The 18852-nt window shown below is 67.2% G+C and carries 12 protein-coding genes and 1 pseudogene; 6 read left to right on the top strand and 7 right to left on the bottom strand.

The genetic code is table 11. From position 1 onward, the window contains the following. Positions 1–1080 carry an ABC transporter ATP-binding protein gene (locus J7E88_RS10310; RefSeq protein ID WP_215179436.1) on the top strand — a complete coding sequence of 360 codons (1080 nt, stop codon included), beginning with the start codon at positions 1–3 and terminating at the stop codon, positions 1078–1080. Positions 1081–1210: 130 nt separating this feature from the next. Here the strand turns inward: J7E88_RS10310 and J7E88_RS10305 are convergent. Both J7E88_RS10305 and J7E88_RS10300 read right to left on the bottom strand, forming a co-directional pair. Continuing rightward, positions 1211–1354: pseudogene (locus tag J7E88_RS10305) on the bottom strand (IS5/IS1182 family transposase); the annotation flags it as partial. 81 nt (positions 1355–1435) lie between these two features. After that, positions 1436–1897, bottom strand: coding sequence for an ester cyclase (locus J7E88_RS10300; RefSeq protein WP_308307451.1), 462 nt, complete (start codon positions 1895–1897; stop codon positions 1436–1438). A gap of 80 nt (positions 1898–1977) precedes the next feature. On the opposite strand from J7E88_RS10300, the gene J7E88_RS10295 reads away from it, so the two are divergent. Next, the gene (locus J7E88_RS10295) at positions 1978–2445 is read left to right on the top strand and encodes a MarR family winged helix-turn-helix transcriptional regulator (RefSeq protein WP_215179435.1); all 468 of its coding nucleotides are present in this window, start codon (positions 1978–1980) and stop codon (positions 2443–2445) included. A 95-nt stretch (positions 2446–2540) separates the two neighbouring features. On the opposite strand, the gene J7E88_RS10290 is transcribed toward J7E88_RS10295, so the two are convergent. The 4 genes from J7E88_RS10290 to J7E88_RS10275 all read right to left on the bottom strand — a co-directional run bounded on the left by J7E88_RS10290 (position 2541) and on the right by J7E88_RS10275 (position 9826). Next, a complete protein-coding gene (locus J7E88_RS10290; protein WP_215179434.1) occupies positions 2541–6188 on the bottom strand; it encodes a trypsin-like peptidase domain-containing protein in 3648 nt (1215 codons plus the stop codon). Continuing rightward, positions 6185–6499: a trypco2 family protein gene (locus J7E88_RS10285; RefSeq protein WP_251022376.1), complete on the bottom strand. Its 315-nt coding sequence runs from the start codon at positions 6497–6499 to the stop codon at positions 6185–6187. Before J7E88_RS10285 ends, J7E88_RS10290 begins: the two co-directional genes overlap by 4 nt. A 700-nt stretch (positions 6500–7199) precedes the next feature. Further along, positions 7200–8525 carry an LCP family protein gene (locus tag J7E88_RS10280; protein WP_215179433.1) on the bottom strand — a complete coding sequence of 442 codons (1326 nt, stop codon included), beginning with the start codon at positions 8523–8525 and terminating at the stop codon, positions 7200–7202. Continuing rightward, the gene (locus J7E88_RS10275; protein ID WP_215179431.1) at positions 8525–9826 is read right to left on the bottom strand and encodes a N,N-dimethylformamidase beta subunit family domain-containing protein; all 1302 of its coding nucleotides are present in this window, start codon (positions 9824–9826) and stop codon (positions 8525–8527) included. Before J7E88_RS10275 ends, J7E88_RS10280 begins: the two co-directional genes overlap by 1 nt. Positions 9827–10340: 514 nt before the next feature. Between J7E88_RS10275 and J7E88_RS37370 the strand changes: the two genes are divergently transcribed. Together J7E88_RS37370 and katG are read left to right on the top strand one after the other, a co-directional pair. Continuing rightward, positions 10341–10838, top strand: coding sequence for a transposase (locus tag J7E88_RS37370; RefSeq protein ID WP_374196258.1), 498 nt, complete (start codon positions 10341–10343; stop codon positions 10836–10838). 510 nt (positions 10839–11348) lie between these two features. Beyond that, entirely contained in the window at positions 11349–13538 is a 2190-nt protein-coding gene (katG, locus tag J7E88_RS10265; RefSeq protein ID WP_215179428.1) for a catalase/peroxidase HPI, read from the top strand. Between the two features lie 155 nt (positions 13539–13693). Here katG and J7E88_RS37015 read toward each other — a convergent pair whose 3' ends face one another. Further along, positions 13694–15406, bottom strand: coding sequence for a diguanylate cyclase domain-containing protein (locus tag J7E88_RS37015; RefSeq protein ID WP_215179427.1), 1713 nt, complete (start codon positions 15404–15406; stop codon positions 13694–13696). A gap of 756 nt (positions 15407–16162) precedes the next feature. Here J7E88_RS37015 and J7E88_RS10255 point away from each other — a divergent pair. Further along, entirely contained in the window at positions 16163–16729 is a 567-nt protein-coding gene (locus tag J7E88_RS10255; protein ID WP_215179425.1) for a PadR family transcriptional regulator, read from the top strand. A 65-nt stretch (positions 16730–16794) separates the two neighbouring features. After that, positions 16795–18513: an acyl-CoA dehydrogenase family protein gene (locus J7E88_RS10250; RefSeq protein WP_215179423.1), complete on the top strand. Its 1719-nt coding sequence runs from the start codon at positions 16795–16797 to the stop codon at positions 18511–18513. Positions 18514–18852: the final 339 nt, after the last annotated feature.

The following is an 18852-nucleotide window of genomic DNA, read 5'->3' as shown; positions in this document are numbered from 1 at the left end:
ATGACGCAGTTGGACATCGTCGACGTCGGGCACAGCTACACGCACGGGGCCGAAGAGGAGCAGTGGGCTCTCAAGCCACTCGGGCTGACCTTCGAGGCCGGCAAGACCTACGCACTGGTCGGGCCGTCGGGCTGCGGCAAGACCACGCTGCTGAACATCCTGTCCGGGCTGGTCAGGCCGTCACAGGGCCAGGTCCTCTTCGACGGTGCGGACGTCACTGCGCTGCCCACCAAGGCGCGCAACATCGCCCAGGTTTTCCAGTTTCCCGTCATCTACCAGTCGATGACGGTGTACGAGAACCTCGCCTTCCCCCTGCAGTGCCGCCGGTGGGACAAGGCGAGGATCGATGCCAAGGTCCATCAGGTCGCCGAGGCGCTGGACCTGGACGACCGGCTCAGACAGCCCGCCCGGCAGCTCACCGCCGACGACAAGCAGCTCATCTCGCTCGGCCGTGGTCTTGTCCGTGACGATGTGGCCGCCGTGCTGATGGACGAGCCGCTGACCGTCATCGATCCACAGCTGAAGCACTCGCTGCGGCGCAAGATCCGTGAGATCACGGAGCAGTTCCGGCCCACAGTCATCTACGTCACCCACGACCAGTACGAAGCAATGAGCATTGCGCAGGAAGTGCTGGTCATGAAGGACGGCCGGGCCATGCAGCAGGGCACCCCGGAGCAGCTTTTCGAGGCCCCCTCGTCAACGTACGTCGGCTACTTCATCGGATCACCGGCAATGAACTTCCTGACCGTGGACCGGACACACGGGAACGTCACCCTGGGGGGCCGGGCCCTGGCCATGGCATGGGACTTTCCGCAGAGCACCACCGACGACCAGGTGGGCATCCGGCCCGAGTACGTCAAAGTCGTCACGGAACCCGGGCCCAATACGTTTCCCGCCAGACTTCGGGGCGTCCGGGATCACGGGCCGCAGCGCGTGCTCGAGATGGAGGTGGCGAGCCAGCTCCTCCGGGCGAAGGTGCCGCGGGAGGAAGGCATTCCGGCGATGGAGGAGTTCCTGGTGCATCTGCCTCGCGCCAAGGCCCTCCCCTACGCGGACGGTCGCCTGGTACTCCAGTCGTAGATCCTGCCGTTGCCGAGGGCAGGTCAGTTGCTGCCGGCGGGAGGAAGAGACGCCCGCGCCCTCTGCGGCTCCCGGAGCAGCGTGTACACCGCGTCACCGCAGCGGACGGAAGCCGATCTCGGCTTCCACGCCGAGCGATGACCCACCTTTCGGCGTCCGAGTCGTTCGCTGGTCTTGATCCCGTTGCGTGCGATCCGGACGCCGATGTGTTTGCCCCATGGCCGGTTCCGCGGGGGGTGTCGTAGGCCTTGCCGGTGTGCAGGCGTTGGGGCTTGGATCCAGTCGCGTGGGATTTCGTGGTCGACCGGATCCTGCTCAGAGTCGGAGAACCTTGCGATGCAGCCGGCTGCCGGCGTCATCGCCGGGCCGGGCCATTGGGGCCGGAGACGGCGCCGAGCTGGGTGAGACCGGCCAGCACGTCGGTGCAGGTCCAGTACTCGACGAACATGCCGCCGCAGACGCGCAGGATGTCGTGGCCGCTGAAGACGATTGCGGTGCCGACCGGCGCCGTGGCCTCGTCAAGACCGCCGGTGTAGCGAGCACGCATCGTCCACCGCGCCGCGATCAGGTCACCCTCGACGATCGGCCCGACATCCACGGTGATGGCGATGTCGCCAAAGGCCGCCATGGTCTGCTCGATCTCGGGAAGCATCCGGGCGGGGCCCCTGATCGCCCCCGAGTCGCTGCCGTCCGGCCGAGCCTGATGCACGACGAAGTCGGGGGCGAGGATCTCATGTGCATGGCTGAAGTCGCCGCGCCACAAATCGGACCAGCGGCCGTACAGCTCGCGCATCCGGTCAGCAGGCAGGGTGTTCACAATGCTCTCCCGTCAACGAGTACAATCTGCGTCACACATCATCTGCGTGACGCAGGTAATTGAAAGGTGGATGCCGGGCCGTGTCAAACCGGAATCGTGCGGACCTGCTCGCTGCCGTCACCGTGGCCGCCCGGCGGCAGCATGCCGCGTACGCCCTGTTCAACCAGGCCATGGCGGACCAACTCGGGCTGCATCCGACGGACCTGCAGTGCGTCAGCCTGCTCGGCCTTGAGCCCGAACCTCTCACCACGGGTGAGATCGCAAAGTTGACCGGCCTGACCTCGGGTTCGGCCACCCGGCTCGTCGACCGGCTGGAGCGGGCCGGGCTGGTCCACAGGCGGCCGGACCCGCACGACCGCAGGAGAACCCGGGTCTCACTGACCGCTCAGCGTTCCCCGGAGGCCGAGGCCGCTTGGGACGCGCCCGGCAGCGCCTTCGCGGAAGTGCTCGACGACTTCACCGACGAGGATCTCGAAGTGGTCGAGCGGTACCTGCGTCGCGCCACCCAGGTGGGATCCGAGCAGGCCGAACGGCTGAGGAAGCAATAGCCCAAGCCCGGGTCGGCCTGAATTCGGCGTCCACGCTGCGGCAAACTTTCCCGCGGGGTCGTGCGTGTGGTCGTCGCTCGAGCCCGGGTGCTGTGTCACCGGTGCTTTCGACGCCGCACACGTGCACTCTGACGGCTCCCCAGGCGGTGCTTCGGCTGGTGACGCTTGCGGCGCTTGCCCGACCGGTTCACCGCAGCCTGCGCACGGGGCTGGACAGGAGGACCTGCTTGCCTGAGGCTCTCAATGGCGTTCTCGATCTTGCGCAACGCGTCCTCGGCCCGCCCCGGCTCCTCGGCGTCGAGCCGGGCGAACGATTGCTTGGCCTGTTCGTGCGCGCGCAGGACCTTGCTCCGGGGGCGGCCTCTGCCCCCGAACGACTCGGCCAGCACCGCTTGCGCATGTGCTCTGTGGAACCTGAGCTTCCAGGCGCGTACATCCATCTCGTCGTACAGGGACAGCGCCCGCCGGGCAGCGGCCTCGGCCCGTCCGAAGGTCTGCCGTGTGGCGGGAGTGACGCGGTAGGGCGGGGCCGTGGCATCCAGCGCGAGCACTACTTCCGCTTCCAGGCAGCTCGTCCATGCCTCATGGACGCGATTGGCCCATCTGTCCTCTGGGCGCATCCTCTCGTACTGTTCCAACGCCTGCTCGACATGATCCAACGCCTGCCGCAGGTCTTCTTGCCGGTTCTCGGCCGGCCGGGAACGCGCTCTGCCCAGGTGCGCGTCCGCCAGCCGGCCCAGCGCGAGGGCGTGTTGCGGCCGTACGGCTTCGCGGTACTCCCGCTCCAGGGCGTTGTAATGGCCGCCCACCGCTTCGCTGTGCCTGGCGATGCTTGCGTCCCACTCTTCCCTCGCGGCGTGCTGGACGCCGAGGACGGAGAGGGCTTCGGCGATGTCCCGCTTCCAGAGGCCGGGACGCCTCTTGCGCAGGGCTTCGTATGTCTCGACGCTCTCGGTGGCCCTCGCCACTGCTTGATCGACGCGTCCGCTTGCGCCGAGTTGCCAGGCCAGGCCGCGCAGCGCGAACGCCTTCATGCCCTGGATCTCGTCAGGCTCGTACTCGTCGTCTTCGCGTTCCTCCGGCAACTGCTCGATCAGTTCACACGCCTCGGCCGCTGCTTGCTGAGCCTCGCGCTGGCGGCCGATGCGATGGGCTGCCGTGGCCAGGGTGCACAAAGCCTTCACCAGGCCGAAAGCGTGCCTCCGGGTGGGGCTGTGCTGGAACAACGGTTCCAGGCGCCGTATGGCGTCACGGGCGCAGTTGTCGGCATCCTCGAATCGCCCGACGTCGACAAGCCGGTCAGCCAGGTTTTTGAGGGCATCGGCCAGGCAGAACTCGTGTTCTTCGGACGGAAAGAGTTGTTGCAGCGCATGGTAGGTGTCGACGGATTGCCCGGCGACCTCGTGTGCCCGAATGCGCAGACCTGAACTGGCCAGGTACAGCGACCACCGTTGCAGGGCATGAGCCAGTCCTCTGCGGCTCTCCTGAGTCGGCGGTCCATCGGCGCGCCGGTAGTACTGCGCTGCGTGTTCCGCGACGGCCGTGGCCAACTCCAGCAGGGCGTCGGGGCAGGACACGTCGAGTTCCCGCAGGACCTGGGCGGCGACCTCCTGCGCCGACTCCTTGCGCAGTGTGGAGTTCAGTGCGGCGGCCAGCGAGGTACCAATGGCGCTCGCGAACTGGTCCTGATCGGCCGCGGCGACCTGCTTGACCAGCCTGATGACCGGGCGGGCGTGGTCCCGCAGTGCCTGCTCCAGCGCCTCGCGGGCCCTTTGCTGAGCCGACGGCTCGTCCATGCCGTTCGCCGATGTCCTCGGGTCATCGGACCGCGAGCCGTCGGATCCTGCCGTGAGCTGCAGGACTTGGAGCACATTGAGTATCTGGCGCGCTTGGTCGGTCGCGGCCTTGGGAATCCCCGGCCCTCCTCCACCGACATCGAGCAATCTCGGGGCCAGATCGGGAAAGGTCGCGATCACCTTGGCTCCGAGCCGCTCGGCAAGCCTCAGCGGTTGCAGCGAACGCAGGTAGCCATCTCCGGTGAACTCCGCATGCTGCCAGCGGGCAAACGCGCGCGTCAGCCATTCCGGCTCGTCCGCGAGGTCGGGGACGAGCCGGAGCCGACGTGCAGCTTCGGTTTCCTGCTCTCCGTCCGTCTCGCCGTCGGCCACCGCCAGGCTGGAGACGGCGACGATCCGCTCGAGCAGGACCGGGTCGTGCGGGAGTTTCTGTCTCTCGGCAGACGCCTCCCACCCTTCGCGTTCCACGTCGATGGCGTAGTCCAGCAACGCATTGGCCCGTGAGCGTGAGGGCGGACCCACTGCAGCCGAGGGCATCTTGCCGATGCCGGTGCGTGCGTCGACCAGCGCCTGGATCAGGATGAGCAAGTAGCTGCCGAAATCAGGCCCATCGAGGCTGGGCACGCTCGGGTCGACCGTCGGTGCGGGGGGACTCTCGCTCTGCTCGTACCAGCTCCTGAAGGCGGCAAACGCTGCGCGGTAGACGTCTTCACGGTCGGATTCATGCAGCGGCAGAAGCGGCGGGGGATCCTCTTCGTCGACGAGTGATTCGTACCGCCGCTTGATCGCCTGCCACCACAGTCCGCTGCTGTGGGCGACGGCCAGGATACGCAGAGGGTGGTGGGTGTGGCGCTCGGCGGATTCGCTGAGGAGAACGTCCAACTGACCGGCATGGGCATCAGCGTCGTCAATGACGAGCAGTCGTCTCTCCTTCAAGTTGCAGACACTGGAGAATTCCACGTGCAGCGGGTCGACGACACCGGTGACCCAACCCCTCCTGGCCATCTTGCGGCAGAGCTCACGGGCGAGCCGGGACTTCCCGACGGTACTGCCCCCCGAGAGCAGGCGAATGCGCTGTCCGTCACCGAGTTCACACCAATCGACCAGTGCGTTGAGCTGCTCTGTGCGACCTCGGAACGGCACGACTCCATAGCGGGACTCGAGCAGGTCCGCCTCGGACCACTGATCGCGTGGTGGCAGAGGGCTGTATGCAGGCTTGAGTATGTCGCCACCCGCCCATACGGGGTCCAGCGAAACACGCGCAGGCGCCGTCTCCCTCCTGGTCCTCAGCAGACACGCGTTCGCCTCGGCCAGGCCCTCGTCACCGAAGACCCTGCTGACCGGCAGTGCCGTCAGCCGCCCCTCGATCGTGGCGCGATCCTCCGTGACCACACCCACCAGGTGGTCCTCGCTGAACAGAGCCGCGCCCGACATACCGCTCCACAATGACGCGCCTCCGTCGGCCGGTGACGATCCCGTATGGATCTGGAAGTTCACCCGCCTGACTTCGCGCCTCGACCCCGTGAGCGGCAGGACGGATCCCCGAACGTCCTCCACGTTCATCAACCGCTTCGAGCCGGCCTGCTCCACTGCCGACCTCGGAAAGCCCAGCGCCTGTGCCGAAACGGCGTCCTCGCCGACGAGACGGCCCAACCGCACTTCGCCACACCGGCCGCCCTGACCCATCTGGAACGGGTCGTCGGTACTGGATTCCAGGAGCGCGAAATCGAACTCCTCGGCTCCATTGACCGCGACGCGGAAGGTCCGCTCGTCGGAGAGTTCGTAACTCCCCTCGTGTCGCGAGTATTTGCGGACCGTGGCTGAGGAATCCTTCGGGCCGACGCAGTGACCGGCCGTGAGGATGAGATCCGGCGTCAGCAGATACCCCGAGCCTCGTTTGCCCTCCGCGCTGAGCGAGACCAAGCACTCGGCGTCCAGTCCAGTCATTCTGCGCCTTCTCCCTCATCGGCGATGAGAGTGATGCGGGGCAGCTTGAGGGCCAGCTTTATCCGGTGAGTCGTGGCATCACCGCGCGCGATCTCGCCACCGGCCTGCACCACCCAGAACTGAACGCCGGCCTTGCCTGCGGCGTTCCGGGTGATCTGGACAGTGGCCTCCAATTCGACGTCGTCGATGCTGAACTGCAGTTTCTCTCCCAGAGCTCGCTGCTGGGCATCTTCCAACTCACGGCGCAGCCCAGTGACCATATCCGCGAGACCCAACCCATTGGTCTGGCCCACCTGTTCACGGTCTGCCATCGCGGTACTCCATCCTGAAGGAGTTCCTGCATCGGCGCAGGGCTGTTCGCTGCGCCGTCCCGGGCTTGGATTCGCCGCCAGGCCAGTGGCCAGGATTGCGGGGCCATCGAGGAACTCGGCATGGAACAGAGCCTGTGGCCCTGGGTAAGTGCGCACCTGTGGCCCTGGGTAAGTGCGCCCCACTGTCAGGGCTTCCGGCGGAAGCCACCTGTATGGGCAATTCTTCAAAATTCCTCGGGGTGCGGCAACTCGATCAGGGGAGCTGCACATGTGCGTGCACATCGCCCGCGCGACGTCTCTCGTGTGATCCTGTGGCTGGTGTGAGAGCCCGCCTGGTTTCGCCCTCGGAGCGCGTCGAGACGGGCTGACAGGACCAGGCCCAGCTGCGATATCGCCGCCCGGCAAGGTCTGCTCGGCCGCACCGTCAGCCGCAGCTCGACCCTCCTGGAGGGTGGCCGTGCGCGGCAGTCCGTGGCGGAATGGCGCGGGATGCCCGTGCTGCCTACGGTGGCAGTAGAGGCAATGCGGCAAATGCGGGCGCCGGCGCGAGGAGATATGTCGGCGCGCCGAGTTCGTACGGACGAGGCCGCTCACCGGAGCAGGTGACCCGGCGCGCTGAGCGCCTGCCATTCGCCCGGCGCGCCCCGGTGTCTGTTCGACGGGCCCAGCGGTTCCCTGGCGCCGGCCGTCAGTGGTGTTGTCAATACGCCCTGGTGGGGTTGGTGCAGCGTAGGTGGTCCGCCGTGACGGGGGCGCCTTCTGCGACGTTGCGGTCGTAGGTGACGGTTCTGACCGCGACGGGCTCGGTACCGATGGCGACCTCGAAGACGCCATCGGTCCGCGACGTTGCCCGAAGGTGTGCCTCGGGTAGGGCTGCGGCCAGTGTGGACGCGTCCGCTTCACGCCCGACGGGGTAGGTGATGACAGCGGGGCCTGTGGGGCGTACCGCCGGAGCGGACGCCGAGGTGTCCGTCACGACGAACTTGTTGCGCCGAAGAGCCTCGGCCACGGTGGCGTCGTCGACCCGTACGTGGATTCCGGCGGGATTGGTCTCGGCGCGTGTTTCGGGCACGGGCAGGATGCGTGTGTCGCCGGTGATGGGACGGTCGGCGCGCAGGGCGTCCCACAGCGCCTGGGAGCGGACTTTGTGCCAGAGGAGCGTGGAACCGACGCCGGGCACCCGGTGGTCGAAGTGGGAGATCGGCACGGTGGCGAACTCCGTCCGGTCCGCCGACAGCCGCCCCAGGGACCAGCCGATGCGCACAAGATCGTCCAGGCCCGTCCGCTCGTCCGTGCGTACGGACGTGAGCAGCTTGTGGGCCGTGCTCGCGGCGCTCCCGGGGTCGGCCAGCGCGCCTCGGACCGTCAGGCCCGCCAGCATGTCGGCGAGCAGCCGCTGCTGGCGGCGGACACGGCCGAGGTCTCCTGGCCGGTTGATGTGCCGGGCCCGGGCGTAGCGCAGTGCTCCGTTTCCGTCGACGTGATGGCTTCCCGCGGTGATGTCGAGGCCGGAGTTCTCGTCCTTGAGCGGCTTGTCCGTGCACACGGTCGCGCCACCCAGGTTGTTGACAGCCTGTTCGAAGCCGGTGAAGCCGGTCTCGAGATAGTGGTCGATGTGCAGCCCGGTGACCTTCTCGACGGTGCGTACGGCTAGGGGGCCCCGGCCGATTTTGAAGGCGCCGTTGATCTTGCCCCGGCGGACCGGAGCGGTGGCGTCTTCCGGTGTGGCGTACTCGACGTAACTGTCCCGGGGGATGGAGACGATGCTTGCACGACGTCGGTCACCGGAAAGGTGCACGAGCATCATCACGTCAGTGCAGTCGCAGCCCTCGCCGCCGACGTGCAGGCGCCGCTTCTCGGCAGCAGACAGGCCGGAGCGGCTGTCGATCCCCACGATCAGGATGTTCGTGCCGCGGTCGGTGGCCCGGGCTGCCGGTGCGCCCAGGGCGGAGTCGGCGTGTCCCGCGAGCCAGGGCCAGGAGACCAGGGAGGCCAGCAGGGCCAGCCCCACAGTGAGTCGGCGCATCACACACCCCCGAGAGAGACGTAGGGAACACGTGGGACGGTAACGGGGACTGGTGGGCGACGTGTGCTTCGAGCGATCGGCACGCCGTCCTGTCTGTAGTAGTCACCCACGTTGTCCAGCGCGGGCCTCGGACCGCCGACTGGTCCTTCTGCGAACGCCCGCAGGACGTTCGCAGTCACGGTGCGGGTGAAGTGCCCCGCGCGCCCGCCCAGCCCGTGGTTCACCGTGCCCCGCCCCGGTCCGGTCGCCTTCAGCGCCTCGACCCACCGCATGGTGCCTGTGGCGAAGACGCCCGCCCCGCCCGGCAACGAGCAGTAGGTCATGTCCGCATGCGACGGCTTCCCTTTGCGTACCACGGGAGAGTGCGCCAGGATCTCGACCGGTCGAGGTGTCGGGCGCGCCGGGTTCACCCGGTCGAACTCGACTCCGACCAGATGGGGGAAGGAATCACCCAGCCGCGCACCGGTGCCCTTGAGGGCCCAGTGCTCCGGGCGGGAGACCACGAGCGGTGCGTCCACGGGATAGCCGTCGTAGAGAACCCCGAGCAGGGAACTCTCCGGGTCGGGCATGGGACGGCGCCGATAGTCGTTGGTCGGGGGCAACCCGCGCTGGAAGCCGGGGTCCTGGGCGTAGTCGTCCTTGTAGCAGACCACGGTCCGGTCCGGGCCCAGCGCGGATGGCTCGTAACGGATCCGGCGGTAGCAGCAGTTGGCGCCGAAGACAGCCAGATTCATCCCGCGATCGCGCGCCGACGTCACGTGCCGCCGCTGCTCCGGGCTCCAGTACTCGTCGTGCCCGAGCGACAGCATGGCCACGGCACCATCGAGCAGCCGCGGCTCACAGGCCACGTCGACGCCGGTGACATAGGCGAGAGGGAGGCCCAGACGTTCCGCCAGGGAAACGAGCGGCGCCTCGTAGACGAGGTACTGGCCGGCACCCTGCGCATTGGCGTACGGGCGGTCGAATGACACCGCGAGTGAGCGTGAGCTCTTCTTGCCGTCCGTGCCCTTGTAGAGGTCGATGCCGCCCCACCGGTTGTACGCCTGCCAGGTGGCCACCGAGTTGACCACCACCATCCGGCCTGTCGTCGAGGAGGACCGGAGGGTCAGCGGGACATAGCGCTGCCCCTCTGCGTCCCCGGCGTCGAGCCGCAGCAGGTAGCAGCCTTCCGGCCAGCCGGAAGTGTCCACCTCCACCGTCCGCTGCCAGTCGCAGTACATCGTTCTCGTCCCGGCCTCGATCAGCGCGGCGGGCTGGGCCTTGCCCGGGAGCCGGCCCGAGCGCCAGACGAGACGAGCCATCGCTCCGCCGTACCAGCCCATCCTGTACGCCGAAACGGTGTAGACCGCAGCCGTCGTGGAGACCCGCAGGGCGACAGACTCACCCGGACGCACACTGACGCGCTCGGCGAACCCCTCGATCGCACGGGGCGCGCCTGCACGAACGATCCGCCAGTCCGAACTTCCCGGCCGGAGGTTCTCTGCCCGCACATCGAACGCGCACTTCTGCGGCGCGGCACCGGAAAACCCACCGCAGCCGCCCACAGCCTGCGCCACCGCCGACACGTGTTCCGGCCATCGGCTTGTCGAGAGAAACACGGCAGCCGCAAGTCCCAGCACCCGCCTGCGCTCGGGGAACTGCGGGCCTACCGCCCCGCACGTACTGCCATGACGATCCATCACACTCCTCAGTCCCGCGGCCTCTACGCTCCTTTCTAAGCCAATCGACTCCCCAAGCCCTGCATGCGCCGGCCCCGGCGCGCCACTGCTTCGGTTGGCCCGCTCCCGGCCGTCGAAGGCGGGAGTCGGGACGACTGTGGGCTGCCGGCATTGGCGCGGTCCGGTGGTGTCGCCTGCTGATCCCCAATGGGCGCGGATCGAGCCGCTGTTACCGATCGGATGCCGAGGAGGGGTGGGCTGTGGCGCGATCAAGCGGGTGATCGACGCGATTGCGTGGAAGTACCGCACAGGCTCGCCCGGGACGGACCTTCCGGCTGAGTACGGCTCGTGGAAGGGCGCTCAACCGGCTGCGGATGTGGGCGACGGTCGGCACCTGGGGAACGGATCTTCACCGCTCGGCTCGCCCAGGCCGACGCCGAAGGCGAACCGGACGGGATCGTCGGGGTCGACTCGACCAGCGTGCGCGGTGATCCGCAGGAAAGGACCTGGCAGCGCTATTGATCATGCTGCGCCCGTGCCCGCTCCGGCCGTTCACGATCACGGCCCCAGGGGTGGCGACAGAGCCGACAGCGGCGCCGAGCAACGCGGCGCCTGCGTCCGGCTTGGTGGACGCGGATCGCCGGTGGTGCGGTAGCTGAGCGATCACGCTTGGTGACCGGTCCCGTGCGCGTGCGGTTGCTGGACCATGGCTCGCTTCCCCTCCGGCGTCACCAGGTTCGGCATATAATTGTCCGTTTCCGCTTCTCACGTCAGCGGGTGATCATGATGATCAGAAAAAGTCGCCCTTTCTCACATGTCTCAGAGGCCGGGAAAGTCGTCAACCATTGAGCCGGGCCTCCAACGACTTCGGACTTTGAGTGCCTGTTACGCGGGGTGCTCTGCGTGTTCTCGTAGCGGTGCGAACTGCGGTGCGCGACCATACGGACGCCGACACAGGCTCGATCACCGGCGTCGTGCGTGAGGAAAGGTACCCGCCGGCCGCCAGCCCCGCTTTGACTGCCGCGGGTCTGGTCAGGCGTTTCCATCCGGCGGACGCCATGGCGCGCTACGGGCGCGGGTCGCAGTAATCGGCACCAGCAAAGCAACCAACGTCAAGAACCAGCAGCCAGCAGAAGGAAACACCGAGACAGGAAGAAGGACGGACGTGTCCGGCAGCGAAAGCGAGAACCCGGTAATCCCCTCCCCGACCCCCACACCGACTCCACCCAAGACGAACCGGGACTGGTGGCCGAATCAGCTGGACCTTCAGGTTCTCCACCAGCACTCGCCTCGGTCCAATCCGATGGGCGAGGACTTCAACTACGCAGAAGAGTTCGCGACCCTCGACCTCGACGCGCTGAAGCAGGACGTCTTCGAGGTGATGACGACGTCGCAGGACTGGTGGCCTGCGGACTACGGCCACTACGGGCCGCTCTTCATCCGGATGAGTTGGCACGCCGCGGGAACGTACCGCATCGCCGATGGCCGGGGCGGTGGCGGCAGCGGCGCTCAGCGCTTTGCCCCCCTCAACAGTTGGCCGGACAACGCGAGCCTCGACAAGGCGCGCCGTTTGCTCTGGCCGGTCAAGCAGAAGTACGGCCGAAAAATCTCCTGGGCCGACCTTCTGGTATTCGCCGGCAACTGTGCCATGGAATCGATGGGGTTCAAGACGTTCGGGTTCGGCTTCGGGCGAGAGGACATCTGGGAACCCGAGGAAATCTTCTGGGGGCCCGAGGACACATGGCTCGGAGATGAGCGCTACAGCGGCGACAGGGAACTCTCCGGTCCTTTCGCTGCCGTGCAGATGGGACTGATCTACGTCAATCCGGAGGGACCCAACGGCAACGCGGATCCGATGGCTGCCGCCCGGGACATTCGCGAGACGTTCGGGCGTATGGCGATGAACGACGAGGAGACGGTTGCGCTCATCGTAGGCGGCCACACGTTCGGCAAGTGTCATGGTGCGGTCGATCCCTCGTACATCGGCCCGGAACCCGAGGCCGCCCCCATCGAGCAGCAGGGCCTCGGCTGGCGCAACGCCTCCGGCAGCGGCAAGGGTGCCGACGCGCTCACCAGTGGGCTCGAGGGCGCATGGACCACGGAGCCGACGAGGTGGGACAACGGGTACCTGGACAACCTGTTCAGGTACGACTGGGAGCTGACGACGAGCCCCGCCGGTGCAAAGCAGTGGACTCCCACGGATCCCTCGGCCAAGGGCACTGTGCCCGATGCTCATGATCCGTCCAAGAGGCACGCTCCCATGATGCTGACGACGGATCTCTCGCTGAAGTTGGATCCGATCTACGGGCCGATCGTGAAGAGCTTCCACGAGGACCCGGACAAGCTCTCGGAAGCATTCGCCAAGGCGTGGTACAAGCTGTTGCACCGCGACATGGGACCCCTCTCGCGTTACCTCGGCCCGTGGACTGCCGAGCCGCAGCTGTGGCAGGACCCCGTCCCCGCGGTTGATCACGAGCTGATCGCGGACGAGGACATCGCTGCCCTCAAGGGCAGGATCCTCGCCTCGGGACTGTCCATCTCGCAGCTGGTCACCACCGCTTGGGCGTCGGCGGCAAGCTTCCGCGGCACCGACAAGCGTGGCGGGGCAAATGGGGCACGGATTCGACTCGCGCCGCAAAGGGACTGGGAGGTCAATGACCTGCCAGAGGTGGCCGAGGTGTTGCAGACCCTCGAGCAGGTCCGCCAGGACTTCAACCGCTCGCAGGCCGGCGGAACGAAGGTTTCACTCGCTGACCTGATCGTCCTGGGCGGGTGCGCGGCCGTCGAGCAAGCCGCGAGGAACGCCGGGCACGACATCACCGTCCCGTTCGCACCGGGGCGCACGGACGCCTCGCAGGAGCAGACCGACGTGGAGTCGTTCGCCGTGCTCGAACCCAGGGCGGATGCGTTCCGCAACTACCTCCGGGCGGGAGAGAAGTTGTCACCGGAGACTCTCCTGCTGGACCGCGCCAACCTGTTGACACTGACCGCTCCCGAAATGACGGTTCTGATCGGCGGGATGAGGGCCCTGAACACCGGCTTCAAGCGATCCTCACACGGCGTCTTCACCCAGCGGCCGGAGACACTGACCAATGACTTCTTCGTCAACCTCCTCGACATGGGCACGGAGTGGAAGGCGTCGGCATCGGCTGAAAACGTATTCGAAGGTCGGGATCGCGCCACAGGCGAGGTCAAGTGGACCGCCACCGCCGTCGACCTCATCTTCGGTTCGCACTCCCAGCTCCGAGCCGTCTCGGAGGTCTACGCGTCCGAGGACGCGGGAGAGAAGTTCGTGCGCGACTTCGTGGCAGCGTGGGACAAGGTGATGAACCTCGATCGGTTCGACCTGGCCTGAGTCCGATGTCCCGGTCGGCCGCTCATCGGCCGGCCGGGACGTTCCCGGGATCCGTCAAGGGGCGGTGACGAGCTGCGCCCACGGTCAGCCCGCCACGTCACGTCCCCCGCAGCAACCACCGCCAGGGCCTGGGCGCAGTCAACCGGCGCGCGAGTTCAGCGGTGCAGCGTGGTGCTCCAGATGGTCTCCGGCTGCGGCCGGTACGTGCGGATGCAGCCTTTTCCTGCGGCTTTGGCCTCGTACATCGCGAGGTCTGCGTGGTGCAGGAGTTGCTCTGGTGTGATCCCTGGAGTGGCTACCGCGATGCCCATGGAAGCCGAGACCACCGCATCGACGTCACCGAGGCGGTACGGCTTCGACAGTGCGGATAAGATCCGCTCCGCTACTTCCCTGGTGTGGGAAGGACATGTTCCGGCGTTTGTTTCCAGGAGCGCGGCGAACTCGTCGCCGCCGAGACGGGCGACGGTGTCTGCGGCTCGTACAGATGACTGGAGTCTGCGGGCAGCCTGGAAGAGCAGAGCGTCGCCTGTCGCGTGTCCGGCCGAGTCGTTGACGGCTTTGAAGCCGTCCAGGTCCACGTAGAGCACCGCGGGCGGGGCCGTAGCGACGGTCCGCTTCTGCAGCGCGTGGGTGACTCTGTCACTGAACAGTGCGCGGTTGGGCAGGCCGGTCAAACCGTCGTGGAAGGCGAGGTGTTCCAGCTGTGCCTGCAGGGCGATCCGTTCGGTCACGTCGCGGCTGTTGAAGATCAGTCCGTTGGCGTGGTGGCTGATCATGGATTCGACGTGGCGCCACTGCCCGTCGGATGCCCGCACCCGGCAGGACACACAGCGGCCGGGGCCGCGGATGCCGGACTCGGCCTCCTGCCGGAGGATCTCCACGGCCTGCATCAGCGGTGCCCGGTCCTCGGGATGGCAGTACAGGGGAAGGCGGGCACCTACCAGATCCTGGGGGTGGTACCCGAAAACATCGCGGGCGGCCGGGCTGACGTAGAGGACGCGACCATCCAGGCTGACGATGGTGATCACGTCGCACGAGCCGTCGACCATTGTCCGGTAATGGGCCTCACGGGCGGCGGCCTCTCGTGTGATACGCAGATGGTCGGCGTGAGCGATGCCTTGTCGGGCACCGAGTCCAAGAAGCACAGAACCCGCCAGCACCACTGTCACCACGTCGGTACGGCCACCGGCAAGAGTGTGGGCCGCCATGACGAGGGCGCAGACGACCACAGGCACGAAGGCCGCCACTACGGCGACGACAGGCATCTCCCGCTTGTCGACTCCTATGGCGGTGGCGCCGCCAGGCATCCACGGCGTGGCGGTGACGAGGAACAATCCGGTGATCGAGCAGATCGCGGCGAGAGGAATCCCGCCCCAGATGCCCGGCACCGGCAAGAGGATGCGCATCATGTCGCTCGCCGTCAGGATGACGAGGGCAATGGCCGCCGTGATGACTGCTGTGCGCTCCCCGGGTTTGAGGCAGAAATGCAAAGCGATCAGAAGGCCCAGTACAAGGATGTCCGTGACCACCCGTGCGAGATCCTCCAAGGATCCGAACATGTCGCCGCCTTGATCAGCGCGATGCAACAGAAGCACCCAGCACAGCGTGAGCAGCGACGCTGCGATCATCCAGCTGTCCAGGAGCCGGCGTAACCAGATCAGCGGTGTGCCGCTGTCCGCGGCAGCCACCACCAATCCGGTCACACCCAGCGCCAGACACGTGGTGATGCCGGTGACCGTCAGCAGTTGCACCACGAGGCGCAGGACACCACCAGAGCGGCCGGTCCCTGAAAGAAGCTGGCCTGTCAACAGGTGGTGAAGACCGCCTGCTGCCACCGAAACGGCAAGCAGCAGCAGGCGAAGACGCACCCTGCCGGAGACCGTTCGTGCACGTGCAAGGAGGGAAACAGCAGCGAGCCCGTGTGCAGCCGGCACCCCTATGCCGGCCCCAAGGAACGCAGCCGCCGTACCCCCTCCCACGGCCACGGCGGCCGCAGAGCCCACGCACAGGGCCTTGCCCACCCCTGCCATATGCAGCATGCGAACCCCTCGGTTCGGTGATGAAAGTTGAAAAAGGGGGAGGACACAAATGTCCGGAACTGCTCGAGTGCGATAAGAGGGTAGAACGACCCATCGCCCGAGCCGCATGATGACGTCGGGCTTCACCTGAAATAACGACAGCCTCTGTATGCCGACGACATAGCGCCCTTGAACTGGTAAGAAGAGCATGCGGCATCCTTTGAGGCGGTGCCGAGCCGCGGCGAATCGTTCCTGTCGCCCATTGGTCGAGTGCCGAGACCCAAAAGACGATCAAGCGGCAGTGACCGAGGATCGGCGGTGGACAGCCTCCGGGGCCGATCGCGAGGATCGCTCTGCTGTGGGTCCGGGGCGAGCCCCCTGCCGCGCTATTGCGTGATCTTGTCGATGCGGCGTTCGACCGTGCTGCGCGGTCGGTGGGCGGCGCAGTCGAAGGCCGGCGGCCGGCTTCGCCGGCTGCCTCGCGCTCACGGCGCAGAGCTATCCCCCTATGTGCCGCGACAGCTGGGCCGGCTGCTCCGAGTGAGCCGCGTCTCACCCGGGCACGACCCCTTGTCTATGCAACGAGTTGCATAGAACGATTGCGGCATGGCGCTCGAACACGCGATCCTCGTCTCTCTGCTGGAGCGGCCGGGCTCCGGCTATGAGCTGGCCCGGAGGTTCGACCGGTCCATCGGATACTTCTGGACCGCCACCCATCAGCAGATCTATCGCGTTCTCAAGCGCATGGAGAGCGACGGCCTGCTCGATCTCCGCGAGGTGCCGCAGCAGGGCCGGCCGGACAAGAAGGAGTACTCCGTCGCCGGCCTCGGCCGCGCCGCACTCTCCCAGTGGCTGCACGAGCCGATCGAACCGGAGAGCCTCCGTCACGACCTGGCCGTGAAGATCCGCGGCGCGGCCTTCGACGACCCGGCCGCCCTGCTCCGCGAGGTCGAGCGGCATCGGCAGGTGCACAGCGACCGCCTCGCGCACTATCTCGCCGGTGAATCGCGGGACTTCACCGGTCCCGATGCCCCTGCCCGGCCCGACGCCGGTCAGGAACTGCAGCATGTCGTGCTGCGCGGCGGCATCGCGTACGAGCGGATGACGATCGCCTGGCTCGACGACGTCCTCGCCACCCTCCACAGGCTCGGCGCATCCCTCCCGCGGGCCTGAACGCCCACCTCTCCACCCGCAGACTGCACCTTTCACCTCTCAATCCCCCGGAAAGGCGAACCTTCATGGCCGACCCGCTGCTGTTCAATCCGCGCACCTACGACCCGGCGCACTTCGACCCCGCGACCCGCAGGCTCCTGCGTGCCACGGTGGAATGGTTCGAGGACCGCGGCAAGCGCCGGCTGATCGAGGACTACCGCAGCCGCGCCTGGCTGGGCGATTTCCTCGACTTCGCCGCCAAGGAAGGGCTGTTCGCCACCTTCCTCACCCCGTCCTCCGCCGCCGGACGGGAGGATCAGCGCTGGGACACCGCCCGGATCGCCGCACTCAACGAGATCTTCGGGTTCTACGGCCTGGACTACTGGTACGCGTGGCAGGTGACCATCCTCGGTCTCGGCCCGGTCTGGCAGAGCGACAACTTTGCCGCCCGTACCCGCGCGGCGGAGCTTCTCTCCCAGGGCGAGGTGTTCGCCTTCGGACTGTCCGAGAAGAGCCACGGCGCCGACATCTACTCCACCGACATGCTGCTGGAACCCGACGGCGACGGTGGCTTCCGGGCCAGTGGTTCCAAGTACTACATCGGCAATGGCAACGCTGCCGGACTCGTCTCCGTCTTCGGCCGCCGCACCGACATCGAGGGCCCGGACGGCTACGTCTTCTTCGCCGCCGACAGCCGCCACCCCGCGTACCACCTCGTGAAGAACGTCGTCGACTCCTCCAAGTACGTCAGCGAGTTCCGCCTCGATGACTACCCGGTCGGTCCCGACGACGTCCTGCACACCGGCCGCGCCGCCTTCGACGCCGCCCTCAACACCGTCAACGTCGGCAAGTTCAATCTCTGCACCGCCTCGATCGGCATCTGCGAGCACGCGATGTACGAGGCCGTCACCCACGCGCACAACCGCATCCTCTACGGACGCCCCGTCACCGCCTTCCCGCATGTTCGCCGCGAACTGGCCGACGCGTACGTGCGACTCGTCGGGATGAAGCTGTTCAGCGACCGCGCCGTCGACTACTTCCGCTCGGCCGGCCCCGACGACCGCCGCTACCTGCTGTTCAACCCGATGACGAAGATGAAGGTGACCACGGAGGGCGAGAAGGTCATCGACCTCCTGTGGGACGTCATCGCCGCCAAGGGCTTCGAGAAGGACACCTACTTCGCCCAGGCCGCCGTCGAGATCCGAGGGCTGCCCAAGCTCGAGGGCACGGTCCACGTGAACCTCGCGCTGATCCTCAAGTTCATGCGCAACCACCTGCTGGACCCGGCCGAGTACGCGCCTGTACCGACCCGCCTCGACGCGGCCGACGACACGTTCCTCTTCCGGCAGGGACCGGCCCGCGGCCTTGGTTCCGTGCGCTTCCACGACTGGCGCACCGCCTATGACGCGTACGCGGAGGTGCCCAATGTCGCCCGCTTCCGCGAACAGGCCGACCTCCTGTGCGATTTCGTCACCACCGCCGCCCCTGACGAGGAGCAGAGCCGCGATCTCGATCTCCTTCTCTCCGTCGGCCAGCTGTTCGCGCTGGTGGTGCACGGACAGCTGATTCTGGAGCAGGCCCGCCTGACGGGCTTGGACGAAGACGTGCTCGACGAACTGTTCTCCGTCCTCGTACGCGACTTCTCGGCGCACGCCGTCGAACTGCACGGCAAGGACTCCGCCACCGCGCAACAGCAGCATTGGGCACTCGGCGCGGTCCGGCGCCCCGTGGTGGACGAAGCGCGTTCGGCGCGCGTCTGGGAGCGTGTCGAGGCACTGTCCGGAGCGTACGAGATGGCGCCGTAACAAAGCAGCCACGAGGGCCGTCGGCATCACAGGCGACGGCCCTTCTGGGAGCACGTCCCCACCTGGCCATGGCCCACCGCGCGGTAGCCGCGCGGTGGGCCGAGCTGTGTGCCGGGCCTGAGCGCGCTCACGTCGGCCAGTGGGTCATCGGCGGATGGCGCAGCGGGTCTCTTCGCGAGAGGCGCAGGCCGCCGGACCGCCGGCCCATGCGCCTGTGTTCCGCATTCGAGAGAAAGCGTCCGTTTGCCGTTCCTGCATTCGTAGGCGCGTTTTGGGCGAGGCGCTCGAATCAGCCCCGGCGACGTGCTCAAATCAGCCCCGGCGAGGTGCCCCTTCCGG

The sequence above is a fragment of the Streptomyces sp. ISL-10 genome, assembly GCF_018614575.1.
GTDB lineage: Bacteria > Actinomycetota > Actinomycetes > Streptomycetales > Streptomycetaceae > Streptomyces.
This window is presented reverse-complemented; position numbering and strand designations above follow the sequence as displayed.

What these genes read in the sequence shown, in the direction of transcription:
- J7E88_RS10310 (WP_215179436.1), top strand. Translation starts at nt 1, where the DNA reads ATGACGCAGTTGGACATCGTCGACGTCGGGCACAGCTACACGCACGGG.
- J7E88_RS10290 (WP_215179434.1), bottom strand. Translation starts at nt 6,188, where the DNA reads ATGACTGGACTGGACGCCGAGTGCTTGGTCTCGCTCAGCGCGGAGGGC.
- J7E88_RS10285 (WP_251022376.1), bottom strand. Translation starts at nt 6,499, where the DNA reads ATGGCAGACCGTGAACAGGTGGGCCAGACCAATGGGTTGGGTCTCGCG.
- J7E88_RS10280 (WP_215179433.1), bottom strand. Translation starts at nt 8,525, where the DNA reads ATGCGCCGACTCACTGTGGGGCTGGCCCTGCTGGCCTCCCTGGTCTCC.
- J7E88_RS10275 (WP_215179431.1), bottom strand. Translation starts at nt 9,826, where the DNA reads ATGGCTCGTCTCGTCTGGCGCTCGGGCCGGCTCCCGGGCAAGGCCCAG.
- J7E88_RS10255 (WP_215179425.1), top strand. Translation starts at nt 16,163, where the DNA reads ATGGCGCTCGAACACGCGATCCTCGTCTCTCTGCTGGAGCGGCCGGGC.
- J7E88_RS10250 (WP_215179423.1), top strand. Translation starts at nt 16,795, where the DNA reads ATGGCCGACCCGCTGCTGTTCAATCCGCGCACCTACGACCCGGCGCAC.